This window comes from Actinomycetota bacterium, assembly GCA_023488435.1.
GTDB lineage: Bacteria > Actinomycetota > Coriobacteriia > Anaerosomatales > UBA912 > UBA912.
Window position 1 is genome coordinate 1 of record JAMDCK010000006.1, and the last position, 2,500, is coordinate 2,500.

The 2,500-nt window shown below is 54.4% G+C and carries 2 rRNA genes (1 of these 2 cut by a window edge); both read right to left on the bottom strand.

Annotation, left to right across the window (positions count from 1 at the left end):
- Window positions 1-36: 36 nt before the first annotated feature.
- Window positions 37-151, bottom strand: a 5S ribosomal RNA gene (rrf, locus tag M1617_00570).
- 103 nt (window positions 152-254) lie between these two features.
- A 23S ribosomal RNA gene (locus M1617_00575) occupies window positions 255-2,500 on the bottom strand; it runs 757 nt beyond the window's last position.

Below are 2,500 nucleotides of genomic sequence, written 5' to 3' on the forward strand. Positions count from 1 at the left end.
TTAAAGTGTCCTCCAAATGCAAGAGCCGTTGGATGTGTTCAGCAGCGTCCTACTCTCCCACGGACTACACCGCAGTACCATCGGCGCTGGAGGGCTTGACTTCCGAGTTCGGAATGGGATCGGGTATACCCCCTCCGCCATAACCACTGAACACATCCACCGGCTCTCGGTGGATGACTATTGAGTTTTCAATAGCCGCCTCAGGTACTTTACGCACCCTGAGAGCTGCATAGCGCTGGAAAAATCATGCAAATGAGATCAAGACCTCGACCGATTAGTACCGCTCGGCTGAACACATTGCTGTGCTTACACCTGCGGCCTATCAACCTCGTCGTCTACGAGGGGTCTTACCTGGTTAGCCCAGTGAGAGACCTAATCTTGAGATTGGCTTCCCGCTTAGATGCTTTCAGCGGTTATCCAAACCGAACGTAGCTAACCAGCGGTGCCGCTGGCGCGACAACTGGTACACCAGAGGTTCGTCCATCCCGGTCCTCTCGTACTAGGGACAGCTTCTCTCAAGTCTCTTACGCCCACGGTGGATAGGGACCGAACTGTCTCACGACGTTCTAAACCCAGCTCGCGTACCGCTTTAAATGGCGAACAGCCATACCCTTGGGACCTGCTACAGCCCCAGGATGCGATGAGCCGACATCGAGGTGCCAAACCCTCCCGTCGATGTGGACTCTTGGGGAGGATCAGCCTGTTATCCCCGGAGTACCTTTTATCCGTTGAGCGACGGCCATTCCACTCTGAGCCGCCGGATCACTAGAGCCGACTTTCGTCTCTGCTCGACTTGTAGGTCTCGCAGTCAAGCCCGCTTATGCTCTTGCACTCTACGATCGATTGCCAACCGATCTGAGCGGACCTTACGCGCGCCTCCGTTACATTTTAGGAGGCGACCGCCCCAGTCAAACTACCCACCAGACACGGTCCCCGACCCTGATTCAAGGTATCGGGTTAGATCACCAATCTGCCGAGGGTGGTATTCCAAGGGTGGCTCCACCAGGGCTGGCGCCCCAGCTTCAAAGCCTCCCACCTATCCTCTACACGACAAACCAGTGACCAATGTCAAGCTGTAGTAAAGGTTCACGGGGTCTTTCCGTCCTACCGCGGGTAATTCGCATCTTCACGAATAATACAATTTCACCGAGTCTATGGTTGAGACAGCGCCCAAGTCGTTACGCCATTCGTGCAGGTCGGAACTTACCCGACAAGGAATTTCGCTACCTTAGGACCGTTATAGTTACGGCCGCCGTTTACTGGGGCTTAGATTCAGAGCTTCGCCCGAAGGCTAACCCCTCCTCGTAACCTTCCAGCACCGGGCAGGCGTCAGACCCTATACGTCGTCTTACGACTTAGCAGAGTCCTGTGTTTTTAGTAAACAGTCGCTTGGGCCGTTTCACTGCGACCTCAGCCAGCTCACACCGCTTGGATATTCACCAGCCGAGGCGCTCCTTCTCCCGAAGTTACGGAGCCATTATGCCGAGTTCCTTAACCATAGTTCTCTCGATCGCCTTGGTATTCTCTACCTGCCTACCTGTGTCGGTTTTGGTACGGGCACCGATAGAACTCCCTAGAGGTTTTTCTTGAAAGCATGGGATCACTGACTTCATCTCATTCGACTCGTCATCAGTTCTCAGGCTTCGTGTGAGACGGATTTGCCTATCTCACGCCCTACGACCTTGAACCGGGACAACCAACGCCCGGCCCAGCTACCCTTCTCCGTCACCCCATCGGTAATAACGCGCTACCAGTGGTACAGGAATGTCTACCTGTTGTGCATCGACTACGCCTTTCGGCCTCGCCTTAGCTCCCGACTGACCCTGGGACGATTAGCGTTGCCCAGGAACCCTTAGGCTTACGGCGGAAACGTTTCTCACGTTTCTCTCGTTACTCATGCCAGCATTCGCTCTTCCATTCAGTCCACCGACGGTCACCCGCCGACTTCGACCCGAATGGAATGCTCCCCTACCACTCCACAATTGTGAAGTCCGCCGCTTCGGTACCATGCTTGAGCCCCGTGAATTGTCGGCGCATGTCCACTTGACCAGTGAGCTATTACGCACTCTTTAAATGAATGGCTGCTTCTAAGCCAACATCCTGGTTGTCTGAGCAAACGCACATCCTTTGCCACTTAGCATGGATTTAGGGACCTTAGCGGGCGGTCTGGGCTGTTTCCCTTTCGACTACACAGCTTAGCCCACATAGTCTGACTCCCGGACTCTAAAGTATTGGCATTCGGAGTTTGGTTGACTTCGGTAAGCGGTGAAGCCCCCTAGGCCATCCAGTGCTCTACCACCAATACTAAACATCCGAGGCTAGCCCTAAAGCTATTTCGGGGAGAACGAGATATCTCCAGGTTTGATTAGCCTTTCACTCCGATCCACAGGTCATCCCCTCCGTTTTCAACCGAAGTGGGTTCGGCCCTCCACGAGGTCTTACCCTCGCTTCAGCCTGCCCATGGATAGATCACCTGGCTTCGCGTCTACGACGTGTGACT